Here is a 16,790-nt window from a genome sequence, read left to right as displayed (position 1 = left end):
TATTCCAAAGAAATCAGTTCTCTATAAGATGGTAACAGGATAAATCATTTTGGTGCTTCCAAGGCTTTTAAAGGAGTGTTCATCCAAATTTCGAATTTACCGATTGGTTTTGCCAGATCCTGCTTGCCAAATATCGGTTGCTTATCGTTCATAAAAGGTCCTTCAGCCGGAAAGGCTACTGTTGCATTGACCTTGTGAGCAAAGAACTCCCTGAACTGATAGTATCTTTTGATTTGCCTTTCATCTAAGACGTCCCCATCAATGCTCCTGATGTTTTTGATCTCCACTTGTATCGCCTTGGTATCATTGGTGTTTTCAACCTGATCATTTTTCAAGGAATTCACCGTTGCAAGCATCATAGCCTTGTCGATCTCTGGGTAGATACGAACGAATCTACCTTCAACTTTGATGCTACGGATCTTTAAGCGTTTCTTTTTCAACCTTAGATCGTAGGCATTCGGTTTCAAAGCACTGACAAGATCTGGTTTTTTGTTCAATGTGACTGTGATGCGCTTTTGTTTGAGGTTCAGCGAAACCTCTTCCACTCGAAAAACGGGTGGCATCTTTAAATCGAATGCATTTTGAAAGGAGGCATAGTTGAGGTACATCTTTTCGCCAATTTTTCGATACTCGGTGATCGTTTCGAAGACAAGGTTATTTTTGATCTTCACCTCCTGATGTTTGAAGGGCTCTTTTTCAATACGCTTATCGTATACGGCATATTCAACTTTATGGATGGCAAAATCATATTTTGAAATGTACAGCGTTCCCTTAACACTATGGTCGGGATGATCATTTTTTAAACTGATAACATGGATCGGCTCATCGTTTAGAAGGATGTCTCCAAGCTTCTTGAACCTGTGATTCTTTACGAAATCCCTTCTCAACTCGTTGACAAAGTCAAATGAGTTGATGGTATAGTTGCGAATGGGGTCATGAACCCTTAAAATAACGAATTCATTGCCTCCATAGGCTTGTAGAAAGGCCTTGTTGATGATCTTTTCGCCGGTTCGATAATCATAGGGTCGACGGGCCAATGTGTCGATCCTAAAATCACTGTTCAGTTTTCGGTCATAGATACTGACTTTGGTGGTTAGTTTGTCGTTATGATCAAAACCCTTGTCAAAGACCTCCAGGATCGCCTCACTCAAATTAACATAGGCACCATCGTCATATTGGTATTCGCGATAATATCCGATCAATGAGAAGGGGTCGGTCGCATAGTTCTTAGGGATGGACTCAATGGCTTTTTTTACAATTTTCCGAGCAGATAGTTTCTTTGCCTTTTCATATTGGAGGGTTACATTGTCCAGGACCATCACTTCGACCGTGAGCGGTATTATATTGATCTGTAATGGGTCCAATGTTGAAGTTTCCATCTCCACCGTTTTATAACCTAAGCATGAAACGACAAGCACATCTCCAGTGCCAGAATAGAGATCGGGGATCTTAAAGCTACCATCTACATTGGAGATCACCCCGATGGATTGACCTTTTAGTTGTATGGAGGCAAAGGCGACGGGCTCATTGTTGGATGCATCGACCAACTTGCCGGTGAGGAATTGGCTTTCTTGTGAAAACATCGACCACGAAGAGAAAAGAAAAAAAAGAAATGCTAAAGAGGAACCTTTAAAGCTCGGCATAGATAGTATCATTTTCTGGTGCAACTAGGAGCATCACATCCAACTGTGAGACACGATCAACTCCATGTTAATGATCAATTTAAAGCTACATAAAAGATAAGAAATATCCTTGACCAGTTGTCTTAAAAGTATATTAAGAGTTTGGTTTAGAGTTGCTGTTTTTTTGAGAGGTAATTCTAAAAAAATAGGTCAAAAAGAAAACCCAGCTGAAGGATGGGGTTTTTGTTCTGTGGTAGAAGATCGGAGGAGAATAGTGCTTGATTATACCGATTTTCCAAAGTTAGGATTTTCAATCATTCGTTTCATAGTGTCAAAAAAGGCCTGGTAAAAGGAATCGTCTTTTGCATAGAGTTTATACAAATCCAACTCTTTTTTCCTTTGCTGGCTCATTACATCATCTAGTATTTTCTTAAATGCCAAATCTCGGTTCTGTACATCTTTGTTGTCAGCTACTTTGGATTGATAGTCTGGGTGAGCTTGGATATGCTTACTCAAAGTCACAAACTTCACACGTTGGTCTTCTGGTGTTGCATCCCAACCATGAAACCATCTTTCATTAAATGTTCTGATGATTTCATCCAGTGGATCTTTTTCTTCTTCTCCGCCATGCGCTCCTCTTGGATTTGGGTTTTGTGGATCTACTTCGGTTTCAGAATCATCCAACCCAATAGTGTGATTCAATTTTGTGCGTTCTAAGCCGTAGGTGGATAAATCAACTGATTCCAATAGCTCATCAATCAATTCATCTTCTTTGGTTTTCACAATCAATTTGGGAACTAAGAACTTTAAGAACCAAAACAACTTTTCCCAATCTAGTACCTCATAGGGCATAATGGAAGCCATTTGACCGTAGATCTTAACAAACTGCTTTGCCTTGATTTTAATGTCTGCTTTTTCATCATCTTCCAATTCTAATTCCTGATTGAAACGATTGGCAGCAACATCAATAATTGGACTGAGTTGTTGTGCATCTACACCTTCAAAATACTTGTTTACAAAGGTTTCTACTTCTGACCATTCGTACACTGCTGCATCATCTAAAGTACCTTTCAATTCGTGCAGTACATTGATGTCTGTTGCGCCACTCAATGAAGTAGAAGTGTAAAATGGATCAAAGGATGCTTTGATATCATCTACTTGATTGAAGAAATCCAAAATGAACAAGTCTTCGGTTTTCTTACCTAGTTTATCAGCAGAACGATTCAATCTACTCAAAGCCTGAACAGCCATTACACCTTGTAGTTTCTTATCTACGTACATGGTACAAAGCTTGGGTTGGTCAAAGCCTGTGAGGTATTTGTTAGCTACTACCAACAATCGATATTCGTCCGAGTCAAACATGTCTCGGGTATCTTTTTCCCCAAATCCGTTTAAATCCGCTTCGGTATATTCAACGCCATCTACCTTTTTCTTGCCCGAAAACGCTACGGCAATTTTGAACGGATTTCCTTTCTCTGCTAAAATGCGTTTGATGGCTAAGTAATAACGAATGGCTGATTCAATATTTTGAGTCACCACCATACCCTTGGCTTTTCCTTTTAGCTTTTTGGTGTTGTACACCTTGCTGATAAAGTGCTCCAACATAATTTCAGCTTTAGTAGCAATGGTGCGTTTGTCTCGCTCTACATAGGCACGCAATTTCTTTTGTGCTTTCTTCGTATCAAAAAGTGGATTGTCTTCAATCGACTTTTCTATTTCGTAGTAGCTTTTGTAGATAGTGTAATTCGCTAAAACATCCAGAATAAAGCCTTCCTCAATGGCTTGCTTCATGGAGTACAAGTGGAAAGGTTTGAAAGAACCATTTTCCTGTTTGCTCCCAAAGCGCTCTAAGGTGGCATTTTTTGGAGTTGCCGTAAAAGCCAAATAAGATGCATTGCCTTTCATTTTTCGGGCTTGCATGGCTTTTAAGATTTTATCCTGTGCGTCTTCTTCCTCTTCTTCATTTTCACCCATGCCCATGGCTTGGTTCATCTTTCCTGCGGCTGTTCCGCTTTGTGAACTATGTGCTTCATCTATGATTACTGCAAAGCGTTTATCGCTTAAATCAGCAATGCCGTCTACTATAAATGGAAATTTCTGAATGGTGGTAATGATGATCTTTTTGCCTTGCTCTAGATTGTCTTTTAAATCTTTGGATGAAAAAGCAGGGGCGACAATATTTTTAACCTCAGAAAATTCCTTGATGTTCTCTCGAAGCTGTTTATCTAACAATCTTCTATCTGTTACCACAATGACCGAATCGAACAAGGGATTTTGAATGCCTTTTGAACCGGGTAATCCTTCCTGTTCGGGGTACGTTTCTATCAACTGATAACCCGCCCAAGTAATGGAATTAGATTTTCCAGAACCTGCGGAATGCTGAATTAAATAGGTGTGACCCACGCCATTTTTAGAAGCATGGTCGAGAATTTTACGTACCACATCCATTTGATGGTAACGCGGAAAAAATAAGGTGCGCTTGCTTAACGCATCTGTGGCTTTACCATCAAAGCGGACAAAATGCTGAATGATGTTTGCTAAACTTTCTCTAGTAAAAACTTCTTCCCATAAATAGGCCGATTTATGCCCGAAAGGATTGGGTGGATTGCCTTTTCCGTTATTGTGTCCTTTGTTAAATGGTAGAAAGAATGATTTGCTTCCATCAAGCTTGGTGCACATATACACTTCATCCGTATCTACTGCAAAATGAACAATGGCACGACCAAAATTCAGCAAAGGCTGGCGAATGTCTCTGTCATATTTGTATTGTTTAATGCCATGTACTTTGGCATTTTGACCAGTCCATTGGTTTTTAAGCTCCAAGGTGGCAATAGCCAAACCATTGACAAATACCACCATGTCAATTTCTTCTCTTGTATTATCTAGGTTATAGCGAACTTGACGGGTAACGCTAAACTCATTTTTGGCAAAATTATCTTTCACCGATTGGCTGCTGCTTGCCATAGGCAATTGATACAGCAAAGTGAAATGGGCATCTTCTACTTCTAAGCCTTTACGTAATAAACGCAGGATGCCGTATTTCTTCACCATACGGTCGTAGCGTTCCAGAATTTTAAGTTTCCAGTCGGCTGAACGTTGCAGTTTTTCGAGTTCTTCTTTTTGAGTTGCTTCTAAAAAGTGCCAGAATCGGGTTTCGTCTAAGGCGTATTTAGCATTAAAATCATTAGTATCACCAATGTAATAGCCATTGCCTGAACGGTACAAGGCTTGCGCTTCTTGTACGGTATTCCCAGCTGCTTTTAAATCTTCTAAGCAAGCACCCGTTAAGGCTTTTTCAACGGCAGCTTCCAGTGCCTGTTCATTTGTTTGTGATACCATGTTAACACACTTTTATTTTACCCGTTACCGCACTGTCAATTAGTGTGGCTTTGTATTCTTTGAGTTTATTGATTTGCCTTACATTCAGGTTAATAGATTGATCGTACATAATGCATTTATTATCTAAAAATGCTACTATTTCTTCTTGCTCTTTTATTGTTGGCAACCATACAACTGGTTCACTAAGAATTGATTGAGTTATGCTGTATACTTTAACTCCCTTAACTTTATTTCTTATTTGATTACGAAATGATAAAGAATCAAATGAATACGCTAAAAATCTTGAATTGACAATACGTTTTGGTCTTGCTATTACAGTATGGTAACCGGCAAATGTTTTTTGCTTACTGTTTAAATAGGTGAAATTTCCTGAGCCTTCAATATCTTCAGATGTATCTGCGAAAACGAAATCGCCTTGTTTAAGTAGGGCGTTTGGCGAACTTTTCAGATACTCAATGTCTACACATTTCAGTTCATGAATCTCAGGGTTGACTTCAAAACCATACTTCGAATGGATTTCACCATAGTTTACACACGCAATTCCTTCGTCCTGTAAATTCTCCTTTGTAATGGTTAAACCTTTACCTAGGTTGAATACATAACGGAACTTCTTCACCTCCCAATGTTCCGGTATCTCCCCAATCCATTCCACACCACTGTGTTTCATTTTGGCGTTTGGGTCAAGGCCTTTAGTTACCGCATTTTGAATGATGATTTGCTTGCGTTCTTTGAGCAATTCAATCATCCTTTCTTTTTGGGTAATGGCTCGGTCTATTTTGGCGGTTTTGTCGTCTAGGAAATTGGCAATGGCGGTTTGTTCTGAGAGTGTTGGAATAGTTATCAGAGCATCATTAATAAATTCTTGCTTTAAATTTATTCTAGTAAAACCTCTTCCTACAAGAGCAAAATAATTTCTATAAATTTTACTTGAGAATAGATAGTTTATATACTTTGGATTTATGTCGGGATTTGAAATTCTAAAACCTTTGCAAAATGAATTCAAATATAGCTCTTCATTCATTCCCAAATAAATTGAGCATTTGGCAATATCATCCAATGTTTCACTACTCATAAGAAAAAGAATATCATTTGCTTTCACTCTATTCTGGTTCTCCTTTTCATCAATCTTAACAAATTGATATTGAATCTCATCTATTTTTGAATTATTACAAATATTTGTAAAAGGAATAAATGGCTTTAAACCTTTTTTATATTCTTTACTGAAATCATCTCCTTTTTTTCCATTGATTCCTGCGTAAATATTTCCAACAAATTTTAATTTCTTTACTTCCCATTCCTTAGGAATCTTACCCAACCATTCAACACCCGATTCTTTGTAAGCGGGATATTTTTGGAATGTTGTTTTTTGTGCTACCATGTCCATATGTCAATTGCTTTAGTAGCCAATAAATTAGCCCGTTCTTCAATGGTGTCTTCGTTCCACTGTTCCTTATCCAAAAATGCAGTGGTCATTTTTAAAGAAGAGTACTCTTTGAGCGTTTTCTTTTTGTCTTCCCAGGCTTGGTTCCTTAGCTTGCTGTTTAGGTTTTTAGTGATGAGCGTAAGATTACCAAGAGTCAACAGCTTCTGCTTTCTTTTATATTTTGCCAATTCGTCAAAATCAGGTTCGCCCCAATTTTCTTCCCACTTTTTGGGCATCATATGTTCCACCGAAAAGGATTTGGATGAAAGCGTTTTAGAATCGGAATATTCAGAATCCAAGTCTTTCAAAGCAATAATAAACAGCAGTTCACCCGCTTGTTTATTGGATAACACACTGCCTTTAAATGCTTCTTTGATTTCAAGTTCTGTCGGGAAACGGTTTCCAAACTCAGTAAACGATGCTAAGATTTCTCGTAAATGAGTACTGCTAATGTCAACCGAAGTTGGGCCTTCTTTGTCTATAGGTTTTTCTAAAGCCCTAATGATTTGAATAAAGAGGTTGTTGTAGTTCTTAGTAGTGAATTTGCAAATCTGCCTTAAGGCCAAATATGATTCCAACAACGCAAATGCTTTGAGTAAATCTTGTTGATCGGTGATATTCTTGTACAAGTACAATACCAATGGAAAGATAGTCGTGATTTCAAGATTTTCTAGCAAGTGAAAGAAGCGCTTTTCCGAATCGCTGAACTTGATTTCCACCAGTTCTTTTTCTTGCGGCATCTTCGAATAAATATTGGCCAGATTACTCAGGCGCAACAAAAAGTCCTTTTTTTCTTCTACTGTTTTATCTTTTAAATACAGTTTGTATTCCTTAAACAAGCGGTCGAGGCGTATCTCTTTTTTGGTTTCGATAATTAAAAAGCAGTAGAGCAACAATTCCATGTTGTCACGCTTTACCCGCCCCGATGAACGCTCAGTACTCCAATAATCAACTTGTTCTTCGTCATTTTCAAAAATCGCCAACCATTTACTATCATAAAGTTCAATCAATGATGACTCTTTGAACATATAGTTCTTGAGCAGTTCTCCAATAGTGAGCCTAACACCCAAAGAGTTGATGGTGTCAAATATTTCCTGCTCGTCATCATTTTTATCCAGCAGCATGCTAATTACAGGGATTTTGTGCAATAGCACCTGTTTGAGCTTTTCTCTTTTTTGGTCATTGATGTCCTTAAGTCTTTTAAGAAAATAGCTGTACGCTTGAAGAATAGAACTTGAATCTTCATCAGTAATGGTTTCTGGTGTTTCCATCGCCTTTAAAAAATTGGGAGCGTCGATGCGGCTATGTCGCATTCTGTAATGGCGTTTGCCATAGCTATCTTCAAACCACAACAAATTCTCTAGGCTATTTTTAAGATTGGGTAGTTCGCCGCTTACTGTATCGGCAAGTGCTTTTAAGAAAATGGAAATGGTTGTCAATCGCTGTTGGCCATCAATAAGTTCTACCACGTTCTCACTCAGGTTTCTGCTTTCCTTTTGTTTGGTGATGATGGTGCCAATAAAATGTTCGCTATTATCGCCCTTTTCGTATGCTTCCAGTTCGCTAAGTAAATGTTCCCAGAATATAGTCCAATTTTCTTCTGACCAAACGTAAGCCCTTTGGAAAAATGGGATTTCATATTGTAAATTTCCTTGATAGAAGGACTGTAGTTTTTCTTTATTCGCGTTTATCATTACAATGCCAAAATTTCTTTGATTAGCCCTTCGTTTAATTCTTCTAGTTCCAGTATTTCTGCACTTACTGCCTCAATAGGTCTTAGTGGCTTGTGCTGGTAGAAATACTTGTTAAAGCTGATTTCATAGCCAATTTTGGTTTTGTCCAAATCAATCCATGCTTCTTCTACATGCGGTTTTACTTCACGTAAAAAGTAGTCGTGTATGTTTTCTGCCAAAGGCACGCTTTCGTTATCGCGCAAGTCGGTTTGGTTTTCGTAAATAATGAATTCATTGGCTTTTCCGCTAGGGTAATAGCCGAAATCCGCTAATTGTTCTTTGGTACAATCCAAATGATGCAGGAGTTGGTCTAATTTATCACCACTCAACTTTTGTGTTTTCTTAATCACCTTTTCGGCTGTTTCATCATACCAACTTACGGCAGCCAAAATTTGGTTCTTTTCACTAGCAGAAAGCTTCGTTTTTTTAGCTTTTAATTCTTGGTTCACCTCATCCAAAAAGAGGTTGTAATCGCTGTATTCTTCCGTGCCAATGGCAGCCATCAATGCTTCCGCAGTTTCCAGAATTTCCTTTTGCTTTTTCCAGGTTGCAGCAGCCGTTAAAGTTTTTCGCTTTTTGGCGTTTAAATCAAGGTCGTTTTTCTCACACCAATCCAGTATCTCTTTTTGTATGGACTTTAAATCGGAATACACTTGTTCGCCATAGGTCCCATAGGCCCATTGCATGGCTTCTTTGAGGGTTTTGTCGTAGCGTAAATCGGCAATGCGTTCGGTTGAGAATTGGGCTTTCAGTCGGGCAGGGCGGTCAATAGTTACTTTGTAATAGCCAAAATCTGTATTGTTAAATACCTTAGCTGCTAAACCATCTTCGCCTTGCCGTTCAATCGGTTCAAAATTGGCATAAGCCTGTTGAATTTCTTTGATGTGATTAGGGGTCAATTCACAGTTTTTGTTCCCCAAATTCTTACGCAGTTTGGCAAAACGCTGTGAAGCATCTATAAGTAGTACTTTACCTCTTCGATTGGCTGCTTTATTGTTATTCAATAGCCAGATGTAAGTAGTTATGCCTGTATTGTAAAACAAGTTATTGGGCAATTGAATGATACAATCGAGCCAATCGTTTTCAATGATGTGCCTGCGTATGTTGCTTTCTCCACCACCAGCATCACCGGTAAACAGACTAGAACCGTTATGAACCGAAGCGATACGAGAACCTAACGGACTTTGGCTGGAGGATTTCATTTTGTTGACCATCTCCATTAAAAACAGCAACTGTCCGTCTGATGAGCGTGGCGTAGCATCAGCTTCTTCGGCATTGCCCCAATAGTCTTTTAGGGTAACTACAAAACGTGGGTCAATGATGTCTTTTCCGTCTTTGATGTATTTTACCTCACTACTCCATGATTTGCCATAAGGAGGATTGGAAAGCATAAAATCAAAGGTGTTTCCAGAAAATTCATCAGTAGAAAGCGTAGAACCTACACGAATATTTTCAGGATTGTTGCCTTTAATCATCATATCGGACTTACAGATGGCATAAGTCTCGTCATTGATTTCTTTACCATACAAGTACACATCACCTTTGGCCCTGATTTCGCCTTCTTCGTCCTTGATAAAGTTTTGAGATTCGGTCAACATTCCGCCAGAACCACAAGCAGGGTCGTAAATGGTCATCACAGGCGGCAATTGGTCTTTGATAGGGTTAAATACAATATGTGTCATCAGGTCAATCACTTCACGAGGTGTAAAGTGTTCTCCTGCTTCTTCGTTGTTTTCTTCATTGAACTTTCGAATAAGTTCTTCAAAGACATAACCCATTCCTAAATTAGAAAGCGGTGGAAGTTTTCTGCCGTCTGGATCTTCCTTTTCAAAAGGAGTTAGGTTGATATGTGGCGAAGTGAATTTCTCCAAGACATCCAACAACACATCTTTGGAAGCCATGTGTCGGATTTGGCTTTTCAGCTTAAATTTCTCGATGATTTCTTTCACGTTAGGACTGAAACCATTCAGATAATCTTCAAAGTTAGCTTGAAGAATTTGTTGGCTGTTTGTTGCCGTATCGTACAATCGTTGCAAAGTCCATTCGCTGGTGTTGTAAAAAACATAGCCACTCGCATCTTTCAAACCTGTTTCATCCCATTCGGTAAATCCTGCTTCGTCTCTTTGAAATGCCAATTCTTCCATCACCGCTTCTTTTGTCGGTTCGAGCAAGGCATCAAGCCTACGCAAAACCACCATTGGGAGAATGACATCACGGTATTTACCTCTTACATAAACGTCTCGTAGGCAATCATCAGCGATTGACCAGATGAAACTTATTAATCTATTATGTACTGCTTGGTTCATTTATTTTCTTTTGTGCTCATTATTAATTCTTTAATGTCTACATCCAAGATTTGAGCTATTTCCATCAAGGTTTCTAAGTGTGGTTGTTGTCGGTTTTGAACACAACCGCTAACCATGTTGTAGCTTTTTCCCAGTCTTTGAGCCAACCAAGATAGTTAATCACTTTAAATTATTCTTCTATACATTATAAAAGCACTTGTTCAATTGTTAGATAAGCCGGTGGCAGTCGGATTCTTTTTCTATTTCCAACAATGTCTCAACCATCAGAGCAGAATTTATATTGTGCAATTTTTCAATCAGTTCTGGTTGGTAGTTGTAGTTCAATTCCAAAAGTTCATCTGTACTTGGATTCAATTCTTGTAACATCTTAATAATAAATAAAACACGATTGCAGTGTCAATCGTGTTTTATTGTTTTACTTCTTGGAACTTCCTTTCGAACCAGAGGAAGAACCTTTCGAACTTCCACCTGATTTGCTTGGTGCATTACTTCTTCCAGTTCCAGATGGCTTTCCTGTTTTAGATGGCCAACCACCCGCATTTCCTTGTCCCTTACCTTTGCTCATTGTTTTAGATTTTAAAGATTAATATTTGATTTTTGTTTTTCGTTTAAATTGCACAGAGTTCATACATAAAACAATACCATTCAACCCCCAAAATACAACATCCCCACCTTTTACAATTATGGGAAACCCTTATAAAATAAAAGGGAAAAGCGTATACCGATAAGTATATGGAAGGAAAGGGAATGTTTATTAAATACCTTTCGGTATGGCGGCGATCAGCTTTTTGGTATAGTCTTTTTCGGGATTGGCATAGATGCTATCCGCTTCGCCCAGCTCTTCGATCTTCCCTTGATTCATCACCATCAGTTGATCGGCCATATATTTTACCACCGCTAGGTCGTGGGAGATAAAAATATAGGTAAAGCCAAAGTTTTCTTTCAGTTCATTCAGCAGATTTAACACCTGCGCCTGTACGGAGATGTCCAAGGCAGAGACCGACTCGTCACAGACGATCAGTTTGGGTTGTAAGGCAATGGTGCGTGCAATTCCGATCCGTTGGCGCTGCCCACCGCTAAACTCATGCGGATAGCGGTTAAAATGTGTGGCGGAGAGTCCTACCCGCTCTAGAATTTCCAGCACCTTTTCTTTGCGTTCGCTTTCGGAATTATACAGTCCATGTACCTTCATCGGTTCCATGATCGCTTTCCCCACAGGAATTCGAGGATTCAACGAGGCATAAGGATCCTGGAAGATGATCTGGATCTCCTTTCGCAAAGAACGTACGTCCGCAGTGGAAAGTTTGGTGATATCCTCGCCTCGATACAGGATGCTGCCGGCAGTGGCCTTGTCCAGCTGCAGGATCGCATTGCCCAAAGTCGATTTTCCACAACCGCTTTCGCCCACCAACCCTAAGGTCTCGCCCTCATAGACCTTAAAGCTCACGCCATCGACCGCCTTAAAGGAAGTCGCCTTCTTAAAGATCCCGGAGGTTGAAAAATATTCCTTTTCCACATCGACTACCTCCAATAAAGGCGGCTGGTCATATATTTTTTGGTGCTGTTTTGCTCGTAGATCGCGGGTGATCTCCTCATTCGGCACTGTATCATTTAGAAAATCATCGATGGTTGGGAGTCGTCTCAGGCGTTTTGTGCCAGAAGGCCGCGCGTTGATCAAGGCTTTGGTATAAGGATTCTTTGGCTGGTGAAAGAGTTCTTCGACCGGACCTTGCTCTACGATCACCCCGCGATACATCACCACGACCCGATCGGCGATTTCCGAGACCAAGGCCAGGTCGTGCGAAATAAAGATGATGCTCATGCCTGTTTCGGCCTGTAGTTCTTTAAGTAATTGAATGATCTCTTTTTGCACGGTCACGTCCAAAGCGGTGGTCGGCTCATCGGCGATCAACACTTTTGGTTTACAGGCGATCGCCATGGCGATCATTACGCGCTGCTTTTGTCCACCGCTGATCTCGTGCGGATAGGCATCAAAGACACGATCTGGGGAAGGCAGTTTCACTTTTTCAAACAGGGCGAGTGTCTCGGCTTTGGCCTCATTTTTAGAGATTGTCAGGTGCTGAAGTAAGATCTCCATCACTTGCTTTCCACATTTCATAGAAGGATTCAACGAACTCATTGGCTCTTGAAATATCATCGAGATCTCCTTTCCGCGGATATTCTTAATTTCTTTATTAGACAAGGCTAATAAATTTTTTTCTTCAAACGAAATACTGCCAGAAGTGACTTTTGCGATCTTTTTGGGAAGCAAATTGAGAATCGCGAGCGAGGAAACCGATTTTCCACTTCCCGATTCCCCCACAATTCCTAATATTTCATTTTCATTCAAATTGAAAGAAATGCTATGAATCACCTCCTTGTATTGACGATCTGATAAAAAAGAGACACTTAGGTTATTAAGTTCTAAAATTGAAGCCATATATATTCAAAAATAAGCAAAATATTGTTCAAACGTTCAATTGGAATTATTCAACAAATTTGTGAAAAAGATGCATTTCATCGAATAATTTATATAAAATGATACAAATTAATAAAAAATTAACATTTTTGCGGCGATTAATAACCTAATCATAGTAACTAACTAACCAAACTATTCAAATGAGACTAAGACTACCTTTTAGCAACTTGGCTATGGCCTTTTTGCTAGCGTCGACCTTTGTGGGTTTTGCGCAAACGCAGCGTCAAAAAGAACAGATCACAAGTCGATACGACAAGACCACCATTTCCCAACTACACAACAAATTTAGTGAGCAATCGGCAAAACAAAAGGAACAAGCCTTAAAGATTGCGAAACAAAAAGGATGGCCGATCAAACTTACCTTAGAAGATGGCAGTTTTACCGAATTGCAACGCGTGGCTTTCGACGGTTCACCGATCTATTACAGTACGCGCAATGTAGCAGCTGCCAGATCTACGAGAGCGGATCATCTAAATATTGGAGGATCGCTTGGACTCGACTTGGACGGTCAGAACATGACGGCTCATGTTTGGGATGGAGGACACGCCCGCGTTACGCATCAAGAATACGATGGCCCCGGAGGAAATGACCGAGTCACCATCATCGATGCTGCTTCTGAAGGTGGCACACAACTAAATTTCCATGCAGCCCACGTTACTGGGACCATTATGGCATCGGGTGTGCAGGCCAATGCAAAAGGAATGGCGCCACAAGCCAAAGTACGCGGATCCATGTGGAACGATGACGTCGCAGAGGCTACTGCCGAAACGTCCAACGGGATGCTGCTTTCTAATCATTCCTATGGTTTTAGAAGTGATCTGGTGCCCGACCAATATTTTGGTGCCTACATTGACGAATCTCGCAACTGGGATGAGGTGATGTACAACGCGCCGTATTATTTGATGGTGGTTGCCGCAGGAAACGATGGCAACAGTAATTATAATGGACAACCATTGGATGGGCAATCGGCATACGACAAGCTGACCGGACATTCAGTTTCTAAAAATAATATGGTCGTTGCCAACGCCCAAGATGCCAATATCGATTCGAACGGTAATTTGGTAAGTGTTACGATCAATAGTTCTAGTAGCGAAGGACCTACGGATGATTACCGTATCAAACCAGATATCACAGGAAACGGTACTTCGGTCTATTCTACCTATCACAATAGCAATACCGCTTACAACAGCATTACCGGAACTTCAATGGCTTCGCCGAATGTTACCGGATCCTTGCTTTTGTTACAGCAACATGCCAACAATACCTTCGGAAACTTTATGCGTGCTTCAACCTTGAAGGGCTTGGCACTTCATACGGCGGACGATGTCGGTGCTACGGGTCCAGATCCAGTGTATGGTTGGGGATTGATGAATACGAAAAGAGCCGCAGAGGCAATTTCTGCGCAGCCTAGTGGCGATGCGATCATCGACGAATTGACGCTTACCAGCGGACAGTCGTACACCATCAACGTGGATGCCGATGGCGTGAATGACCTCGTCGCCTCCATTTCTTGGACAGATGTTCCAGGAACAGCGACCACAGCAACAAATTCTACTACAGCGCGCTTGGTAAATGATCTGGATATCAGAGTTGCTAAAGGAGGAACAACATACTTCCCTTGGAGATTGACAGGCGTGACCACCAATGGTTTGGGAGATAACACCAAAGATCCCTACGAAAGAATTACGGTAGGCGCAGCTTCAGGAAGCTATACCATTACCATTACCCACAAAGGATCACTTTCTGGCGGAAGCCAAAACTATTCCCTGATCGTCACTGGTATCACTGGAACTCCAGTGCAGTGTACCGCAACGACTCCTACGGGTGTAAGCACCTCCAATGTAGGATCGGGTGGCGCAACAGTAAGCTGGAATTCAGTGCAAGGGGCCTCTTATGATGTGCGTTACCGTGCAACAGGAACTACAACCTGGACGACGATCGACGCTGGTGCTACCAGTGCTACCTTGTCTGGTTTGAATCAATTGACACAGTATGAGGCACAGGTGAGAAGCAAATGTAGCGACGGAAGCACTTCGGGTTACAGCGGCTCTGTAACCTTTACGACGACCGAAGTTCAGCTCAATTACTGCGCATCAAATGGAAACAGCGTTGCCGATGAATATATCAGCAACGTGAAGATAGGTAGCATCGATAATACCAGTGGCGCAGCAAGCAGCGGATATGCAGACTTTACCGCGCAAGCTACCGACCTTGAAAAGGGTGCTTCGGCAACGATCACCGTGACACCGACTTGGACCGGGACCTTATATAATGAAGGGTATTCGGTTTGGATCGACTATAATCAGGATGGCGACTTTGCCGATAGCGGAGAGCAAGTTTGGACAAGCGCACCATCGCAGACAACGCCAGTGAGTGGATCTTTCACCGTTCCTTCCACAGCAATAGATGGAACTACCAGAATGCGTGTCTCAATGAAGTACAATGCCATTCCTACTGCCTGTGAATCCTTCCAATATGGTGAGGTGGAAGACTATACCGTAAACATCACCGAAGCAACAGCCGATACCGAAGCGCCAACGGCTCCTGCGAGTCTTGCAGCATCCAATGTGGCGGATACTACGCTTACCCTAACTTGGAATGCCTCGAACGACAATGTTGGTGTAACGGGTTATGACGTATACGAAGGCGGAAGTCTTATCGGCAGCGTGGCGGTAACCACAGCCAATGTTACGGGTCTAACGGCAAATACGGCATATAGCTTTAGCGTAAAGGCGAAGGATGCTGCCGGGAATGAATCGGCATTCAGTAATACTGTGAATGTAACTACCACAGGTGGATCCGGAGGTGGATGTACGGGAGGCATTGCTTCCTATCCTTATAGCGAAAGTTTTGAAAATACCCTTGGCGCTTGGAGTCAAGATACGGGTGATAGCCATAATTGGACAGTACGTTCTGGTGGCACACCTTCGAATGGTACTGGACCTTCAGGTGCTTCCGATGGAAGTTATTATATCTATGTAGAAGCTTCAGATCCTAACTTCAACAAGACGGCTATTTTGAATTCACCTTGCTTTAATTTGGCAGGATTGTCTCAAGGATTCCTTTCGTTTAAATATCAAATGAATGGAAATGCTGTTGGAACCTTAAAAGTAGAAGCAAGTTTGGATGACGGAACCACTTGGAACTCGGTGTTTACAAAGAGCGGGTCTCAAGGAAGTGCATGGCTCACCGCCAGCGTGGACCTTGCTGGCTATGTTGGAAGTGCTACGAAACTGCGTTTGGTGGTCAACACTACAGGCTCATGGCAAGGAGATATTGCTATCGATGCGCTGAGCATCAGCGATACGCCGCCGGCAACAGATATTTGTGAAGGGGTAGCGCCATGGTCGAGCTCGCAAAGCTACCAGGTTGGTGATAGAGTCACCTATCAAGGATTCTTGTACGAGCGAACGGCTTCAGGTTGGGATAATCTGGGTGCCTGCGGAACCACGGCTTCTACGCAATACACGACTTACAACGATATTTCCGATGGCCCAATTGCCATTGTACTATCGCCAAATCCAGTGGCTGGGAGCGAGTTGTTCATCGGCACGAATGCGACGATGAAGTTCCGTATTGTAAATACCCTTGGCCAAAAGGTGAGAGAAGGAGTTTCCAACGATGGAACGATCGATGTATCCTCACTTCAGGTGGGAGTCTATATCGTAGAATTGAACAATGACCTTATCAGTGTAAACAAACGTTTCGTCAAAGAATAGCATAACTAAGTAACCAATTTTTTTGACACAGTTAAGGCCCGGGCAATTTGCTCGGGCTTTGATTTTTAGGGTTTTATAGGAAAAACCTTTATAGTATCTATCAGATTAATCGTTCATAAAAGGCAGTTCATCGAAGTTTTCTGAAATGTTAAGAAAGACAAAATAAAAA

9 protein-coding genes are annotated in these 16,790 nt (G+C 41.2%); 1 reads left to right on the top strand and 8 read right to left on the bottom strand.

Features of this window, described 5'->3' with window-relative positions; genetic code table 11:
• Nucleotides 1-44: 44 nt before the first annotated feature.
• The 8 genes from ACFQ1M_RS12650 to ACFQ1M_RS12615 form a co-directional block, all read right to left on the bottom strand.
• Complete coding sequence (locus ACFQ1M_RS12650; protein WP_386408756.1) at nucleotides 45-1,583, bottom strand: carboxypeptidase-like regulatory domain-containing protein; 1,539 nt, start codon at nucleotides 1,581-1,583, stop codon at nucleotides 45-47.
• Between the two features lie 321 nt (nucleotides 1,584-1,904).
• The gene (locus tag ACFQ1M_RS12645) at nucleotides 1,905-4,961 is read right to left on the bottom strand and encodes a type I restriction endonuclease subunit R (protein ID WP_386408754.1); all 3,057 of its coding nucleotides are present in this window, start codon (nucleotides 4,959-4,961) and stop codon (nucleotides 1,905-1,907) included.
• Nucleotide 4,962: 1 nt separating this feature from the next.
• Nucleotides 4,963-6,345 carry a restriction endonuclease subunit S gene (locus ACFQ1M_RS12640; RefSeq protein WP_386408752.1) on the bottom strand — a complete coding sequence of 461 codons (1,383 nt, stop codon included), beginning with the start codon at nucleotides 6,343-6,345 and terminating at the stop codon, nucleotides 4,963-4,965.
• The gene (locus tag ACFQ1M_RS12635; protein ID WP_386408750.1) at nucleotides 6,333-8,078 is read right to left on the bottom strand and encodes a DUF262 domain-containing protein; all 1,746 of its coding nucleotides are present in this window, start codon (nucleotides 8,076-8,078) and stop codon (nucleotides 6,333-6,335) included. The genes ACFQ1M_RS12640 and ACFQ1M_RS12635 overlap by 13 nt, the downstream gene beginning before the upstream one ends.
• Nucleotides 8,078-10,423, bottom strand: coding sequence for a type I restriction-modification system subunit M (locus ACFQ1M_RS12630; protein WP_386408748.1), 2,346 nt, complete (start codon nucleotides 10,421-10,423; stop codon nucleotides 8,078-8,080). Before ACFQ1M_RS12630 ends, ACFQ1M_RS12635 begins: the two co-directional genes overlap by 1 nt.
• Nucleotides 10,420-10,569 (bottom strand): helix-turn-helix domain-containing protein, encoded by a 150-nt coding sequence (locus ACFQ1M_RS12625; RefSeq protein WP_386408746.1) that lies wholly within the window; start codon nucleotides 10,567-10,569, stop codon nucleotides 10,420-10,422. The genes ACFQ1M_RS12630 and ACFQ1M_RS12625 overlap by 4 nt, the downstream gene beginning before the upstream one ends.
• Before the next feature lie 269 nt (nucleotides 10,570-10,838).
• Nucleotides 10,839-10,988, bottom strand: a complete 150-nt coding sequence (locus ACFQ1M_RS12620; protein WP_386408745.1) for a hypothetical protein — start codon at nucleotides 10,986-10,988, stop codon at nucleotides 10,839-10,841.
• Nucleotides 10,989-11,177: 189 nt separating this feature from the next.
• A complete protein-coding gene (locus ACFQ1M_RS12615) occupies nucleotides 11,178-12,863 on the bottom strand; it encodes an ABC transporter ATP-binding protein (RefSeq protein WP_386408744.1) in 1,686 nt (561 codons plus the stop codon).
• Nucleotides 12,864-13,042: 179 nt separating this feature from the next.
• On the opposite strand from ACFQ1M_RS12615, the gene ACFQ1M_RS12610 reads away from it, so the two are divergent.
• Nucleotides 13,043-16,621 carry a S8 family serine peptidase gene (locus ACFQ1M_RS12610; protein ID WP_386408742.1) on the top strand — a complete coding sequence of 1,193 codons (3,579 nt, stop codon included), beginning with the start codon at nucleotides 13,043-13,045 and terminating at the stop codon, nucleotides 16,619-16,621.
• Nucleotides 16,622-16,790 lie beyond the last annotated feature (169 nt).

Origin of the sequence: Sungkyunkwania multivorans (assembly GCF_042675645.1) — a bacterium.
Lineage (GTDB): Bacteria > Bacteroidota > Bacteroidia > Flavobacteriales > Flavobacteriaceae > Sungkyunkwania > Sungkyunkwania multivorans.
This window is presented reverse-complemented; position numbering and strand designations above follow the sequence as displayed.

Coding starts and splice junctions, on each gene's coding strand:
- ACFQ1M_RS12640 (WP_386408752.1), bottom strand. CDS start 6,345: ATGGACATGGTAGCACAAAAAACAACATTCCAAAAATATCCCGCTTAC.
- ACFQ1M_RS12635 (WP_386408750.1), bottom strand. CDS start 8,078: ATGATAAACGCGAATAAAGAAAAACTACAGTCCTTCTATCAAGGAAAT.
- ACFQ1M_RS12620 (WP_386408745.1), bottom strand. CDS start 10,988: ATGAGCAAAGGTAAGGGACAAGGAAATGCGGGTGGTTGGCCATCTAAA.
- ACFQ1M_RS12630 (WP_386408748.1), bottom strand. CDS start 10,423: ATGAACCAAGCAGTACATAATAGATTAATAAGTTTCATCTGGTCAATC.
- ACFQ1M_RS12645 (WP_386408754.1), bottom strand. CDS start 4,961: ATGGTATCACAAACAAATGAACAGGCACTGGAAGCTGCCGTTGAAAAA.
- ACFQ1M_RS12615 (WP_386408744.1), bottom strand. CDS start 12,863: ATGGCTTCAATTTTAGAACTTAATAACCTAAGTGTCTCTTTTTTATCA.
- ACFQ1M_RS12650 (WP_386408756.1), bottom strand. CDS start 1,583: ATGTTTTCACAAGAAAGCCAATTCCTCACCGGCAAGTTGGTCGATGCA.
- ACFQ1M_RS12610 (WP_386408742.1), top strand. CDS start 13,043: ATGAGACTAAGACTACCTTTTAGCAACTTGGCTATGGCCTTTTTGCTA.